At 56.3% G+C, this 5,409-nt stretch carries 3 rRNA genes; all 3 read left to right on the forward strand.

Annotated features, from left to right (window positions below):
- Window positions 1-205: 205 nt before the first annotated feature.
- The 3 genes from NV1_RS41505 to rrf all read left to right on the forward strand — a co-directional run bounded on the left by NV1_RS41505 (window position 206) and on the right by rrf (window position 5,407).
- Window positions 206-1,722: ribosomal RNA gene (locus tag NV1_RS41505) — 16S ribosomal RNA — on the forward strand.
- 330 nt (window positions 1,723-2,052) lie between these two features.
- Window positions 2,053-5,166 (forward strand): 23S ribosomal RNA (locus NV1_RS41510).
- A 124-nt stretch (window positions 5,167-5,290) separates the two neighbouring features.
- Window positions 5,291-5,407 (forward strand): 5S ribosomal RNA (rrf, locus tag NV1_RS41515).
- The 16S, 23S and 5S rRNA genes sit together here, the layout of an rRNA operon.
- The last annotated feature ends 2 nt before the right edge of the window (window positions 5,408-5,409 follow it).

The following is a 5,409-nucleotide window of genomic DNA, read 5'->3' on the forward strand; positions in this document are numbered from 1 at the left end:
GTGCGTGTGTTCTTTGAGAACTCAATAGTGTGTCGATGAATGTCAGTGCCAAATATTTATTTTGGTTCCGGCGCTTACACCCCCGTGTGGGTGTCGGACATTTTTTAGTCAGCTATTTTTCCGGCTGGCGTTTAGGTTAGGTTTTCGGACTCTGGTTCGAGATACTTCCGATTTACCCTCTTTCGAGGGGGTGGGTTGAGAGTCTTCAACGGAGAGTTTGATCCTGGCTCAGGACGAACGCTGGCGGCGTGCTTAACACATGCAAGTCGAGCGGTAAGGCCCTTCGGGGTACACGAGCGGCGAACGGGTGAGTAACACGTGGGTGATCTGCCTTGCACTCTGGGATAAGCCTGGGAAACTGGGTCTAATACCGGATATGACCATTGGTTGCATGATCGGTGGTGGAAAGATTTATCGGTGCGAGATGGGCCCGCGGCCTATCAGCTTGTTGGTGGGGTAATGGCCTACCAAGGCGACGACGGGTAGCCGGCCTGAGAGGGCGACCGGCCACACTGGGACTGAGACACGGCCCAGACTCCTACGGGAGGCAGCAGTGGGGAATATTGCACAATGGGCGGAAGCCTGATGCAGCGACGCCGCGTGAGGGATGACGGCCTTCGGGTTGTAAACCTCTTTCGACAGGGACGAAGCGCAAGTGACGGTACCTGTAGAAGAAGCACCGGCCAACTACGTGCCAGCAGCCGCGGTAATACGTAGGGTGCGAGCGTTGTCCGGAATTACTGGGCGTAAAGAGCTTGTAGGCGGTTCGTCGCGTCGATCGTGAAAACATACAGCTCAACTGTGTGCTTGCGGTCGATACGGGCGGACTAGAGTACTGCAGGGGAGACTGGAATTCCTGGTGTAGCGGTGAAATGCGCAGATATCAGGAGGAACACCGGTGGCGAAGGCGGGTCTCTGGGCAGTAACTGACGCTGAGAAGCGAAAGCGTGGGTAGCGAACAGGATTAGATACCCTGGTAGTCCACGCCGTAAACGGTGGGCGCTAGGTGTGGGTTTCCTTCCACGGGATCCGTGCCGTAGCTAACGCATTAAGCGCCCCGCCTGGGGAGTACGGCCGCAAGGCTAAAACTCAAAGGAATTGACGGGGGCCCGCACAAGCGGCGGAGCATGTGGATTAATTCGATGCAACGCGAAGAACCTTACCTGGGTTTGACATACACCAGAAAGCCGTAGAGATACGGCCCCCCTTGTGGTTGGTGTACAGGTGGTGCATGGCTGTCGTCAGCTCGTGTCGTGAGATGTTGGGTTAAGTCCCGCAACGAGCGCAACCCTTATCTTATGTTGCCAGCGCGTTATGGCGGGGACTCGTGAGAGACTGCCGGGGTCAACTCGGAGGAAGGTGGGGACGACGTCAAGTCATCATGCCCCTTATGTCCAGGGCTTCACACATGCTACAATGGCCGGTACAGAGGGCTGCGATACCGTGAGGTGGAGCGAATCCCTTAAAGCCGGTCTCAGTTCGGATCGGGGTCTGCAACTCGACCCCGTGAAGTTGGAGTCGCTAGTAATCGCAGATCAGCAACGCTGCGGTGAATACGTTCCCGGGCCTTGTACACACCGCCCGTCACGTCATGAAAGTCGGTAACACCCGAAGCCGGTGGCCTAACCCTTGTGGAGGGAGCCGTCGAAGGTGGGATCGGCGATTGGGACGAAGTCGTAACAAGGTAGCCGTACCGGAAGGTGCGGCTGGATCACCTCCTTTCTAAGGAGCACTTCTCCAGACGGTGTCTCGAACAGTCGAGATCGCCTCTGGCAGAGACAGTTTCGGGCTCGCATGTAGTCCGGCTGGAGCTCATGGGTGGAACGCTGACAACTTCTCCTGCGGATGGCTGAAGCCATGTCTTCGGTCGCGGTGGATATATCGACACACTGTTGGGTCCTGAAAGAACACGCGAGTGTTTCTTTCTAGGCGAATGAACGATCCGTTCGGATCTTCGTGAGTACCGCGCAGCGTGCTGTGGCTGGCTTCGGAATTCTGGTTCGATGCGGGTGTGTTGTTTGAGAACTGCACAGTGGACGCGAGCATCTTTGTTTGTAAGTGTGTAAGAGCGTACGGTGGATGCCTTGGCACCAAGAGCCGATGAAGGACGTAGGAGGCTGCGATAAGCCTCGGGGAGCTGTCAACCGAGCTGAGATCCGAGGATTTCCGAATGGGGAAACCCGGCACGAGTGATGTCGTGTCACCCGCCACTGAATATATAGGTGGTGTGGAGGGAACGTGGGGAAGTGAAACATCTCAGTACCCACAGGAAGAGAAAACAATTGTGATTCCGTGAGTAGTGGCGAGCGAAAGCGGATGAGGCTAAACCATGGGCGTGTGATAGACGGCAGTCGTTGCGCTTGTGGGGTTGTGGGACCTATCTTCTCATCACTGCCGTGGTGAGCAGTAGTCAGAAAAGTTCGTGTTAGCTGAATTGGTCTGGGATGGCCGACCGTAGACGGTGAGAGTCCGGTAAGCGAAAACGCGTTCTCTGCTGTGATAGGCACCCGAGTAGCAGCGGGCCCGTGAAATCTGCTGTGAATCTGCCGGGACCACCCGGTAAGCCTGAATACTACTTGGTGACCGATAGCGGACTAGTACCGTGAGGGAAAGGTGAAAAGTACCCCGGGAGGGGAGTGAAATAGTACCTGAAACCGTGCGCTTACAATCCGTCAGAGCCTTCCCTTTTGGGGTGGGGTGATGGCGTGCCTTTTGAAGAATGAGCCTGCGAGTCATCGGTGTGTGGCGAGGTTAACCCGTGTGGGGGAGCCGTAGCGAAAGCGAGTCCGAATAGGGCGGTTTGAGTCGCACATCATGGACCCGAAGCGGAGTGATCTACCCATGGCCAGGGTGAAGCGACGGTAAGACGTCGTGGAGGCCCGAACCCACTTAGGTTGAAAACTGAGGGGATGAGTTGTGGGTAGGGGTGAAAGGCCAATCAAACTCCGTGATAGCTGGTTCTCCCCGAAATGCATTTAGGTGCAGCGTCACGTGTTTCACACTGGAGGTAGAGCTACTGGATGGCCTAGGGGGCCTACAAGCTTACCGAAGTCAGCCAAACTCCGAATGCCGGTGTGTGAGAGCGTGGCAGTGAGACTGCGGGGGATAAGCTTCGTAGTCGAGAGGGAAACAGCCCAGATCGCCGGCTAAGGCCCCTAAGCGTGTACTAAGTGGAAAAGGATGTGGGGTCGCTTAGACAACCAGGAGGTTGGCTTAGAAGCAGCCACCCTTGAAAGAGTGCGTAATAGCTCACTGGTCAAGTGATCCTGCGCCGATAATGTAGCGGGGCTCAAGTACACCGCCGAAGCCGCGGCACTCAGACATATACATTCCCTTCGGGGCAGTGGTCTGGGTGGGTAGGGGAGCGTCGTGTAGCCGGGGAAGCAGCGGGGTGACCTAGTTGTGGAGGCTGCGCGAGTGAGAATGCAGGCATGAGTAGCGAAAGACGAGTGGGAAACTCGTCCGCCGAATGACCAAGGGTTCCTGGGCCAGGTTAATCCGCCCAGGGTGAGTCGGGACCTAAGGCGAGGCCGACAGGCGTAGTCGATGGACAACGGGTTGATATTCCCGTACCCGTGTATCCGCGCCCAATGGCGAATCATCTGTGCTAAGCGCCCTGAACTGGCGGGATCTCCTTCGGGAGACCTAAAAGGGATGCGCGTGACCCTGGGTGTAGTAGTCAAGCGATGGGGTGACGCAGGAAGGTAGCTGGGCCACGTGGTGGATTACGTGGTGTAAGCCTGTAGGGCGAGGCATAGGTAAATCCGTGTCTCATGTGCCTGAGAGGTGATGCGTAGCCGTTTGAGGTGAATTCAGTGATCCTATGCTGCCGAGAAAAGCCTCTAGTGAGTTGGTATACGGCCCGTACCCCAAACCGACACAGGTGGTCAGGTAGAGAATACTGAGGCGATCGAGGGAACTGTGGTGAAGGAACTCGGCAAAATACCTCCGTAACTTCGGGAGAAGGAGGGCCATGTCTGGTGAACCGTCTTGCACGGGGAGCTGGGGGTGGTCGCAGAGACCAGAGAGAAGCGACTGTTTACTAAAAACACAGGTCCGTGCGAAGTCGTAAGACGATGTATACGGACTGACGCCTGCCCGGTGCCGGAAGGTTAAGAGGACCGGTTAGCTCGTAAGGGCGAAGCTGAGAATTTAAGCCCCGGTAAACGGCGGTGGTAACTATAACCATCCTAAGGTAGCGAAATTCCTTGTCGGGTAAGTTCCGACCTGCACGAATGGCGTAACGACTTCTCTGCTGTCTCCACCACAGACTCGGCGAAATTGCATTACGAGTAAAGATGCTCGTTACGCGCGGCAGGACGAAAAGACCCCGGGACCTTCACTATAGCTTGGTATTGGTGTTCGGTACGGTTTGTGTAGGATAGGTGGGAGACTGTGAAGCTGGCACGCTAGTGTTGGTGGAGTCGTCGTTGAAATACCACTCTGGTCGTATTGGACTTCTAACCTCGGGCCATGATCTGGTTCAGGGACAGTGCCTGGTGGGTAGTTTAACTGGGGCGGTTGCCTCCTAAAGTGTAACGGAGGCGCCCAAAGGTTCCCTCAGCCTGGTTGGTAATCAGGTGTTGAGTGTAAGTGCACAAGGGAGCTTGACTGTGAGACTGACAGGTCGAGCAGGGACGAAAGTCGGGACTAGTGATCCGGCACCTACGTGTGGAAGTGGTGTCGCTCAACGGATAAAAGGTACCCCGGGGATAACAGGCTGATCTTCCCCAAGAGTCCATATCGACGGGATGGTTTGGCACCTCGATGTCGGCTCGTCGCATCCTGGGGCTGGAGTAGGTCCCAAGGGTTGGGCTGTTCGCCCATTAAAGCGGCACGCGAGCTGGGTTTAGAACGTCGTGAGACAGTTCGGTCTCTATCCGCCGCGCGCGTTAGAAACTTGAGGAAGGCTGTCCCTAGTACGAGAGGACCGGGACGGACGAACCTCTGGTGTGCCAGTTGTTCCGCCAGGGGCATGGCTGGTTGGCTACGTTCGGAAGGGATAACCGCTGAAAGCATCTAAGCGGGAAGCCTGTTCCAAGATGAGGTTTCTCTCCCCCTTCGAGGGGTTAAGGCCCCCAACAGATCATTGGGTTGATAGGCTGGAACTGGAAGCGCGGTAACGTGTGGAGGTGACCGGTACTAATAGGCCGAGGGCTTACTGACAAAGGTGTTACGCGTCCACTGTGCGGTATCTGAAACAACACACAGATACAGGTAGACGGCAGGCAGGGTTGCGAGTGTTCGCGGCTGGTGTTTGTTCGGCTCTCTGTGGATAGTTTCATAGTGTTACGGCGGCTATAGCGGTGGGGAAACGCCCGGTCCCATTCCGAACCCGGAAGCTAAGGCCACCTGCGCCGATGGTACTGCACTCGACAGGGTGTGGGAGAGTAGGACACCGCCGGAACA

The sequence above is a fragment of the Nocardia vaccinii NBRC 15922 genome, assembly GCF_001613305.1.
Lineage (GTDB): Bacteria > Actinomycetota > Actinomycetes > Mycobacteriales > Mycobacteriaceae > Nocardia > Nocardia vaccinii.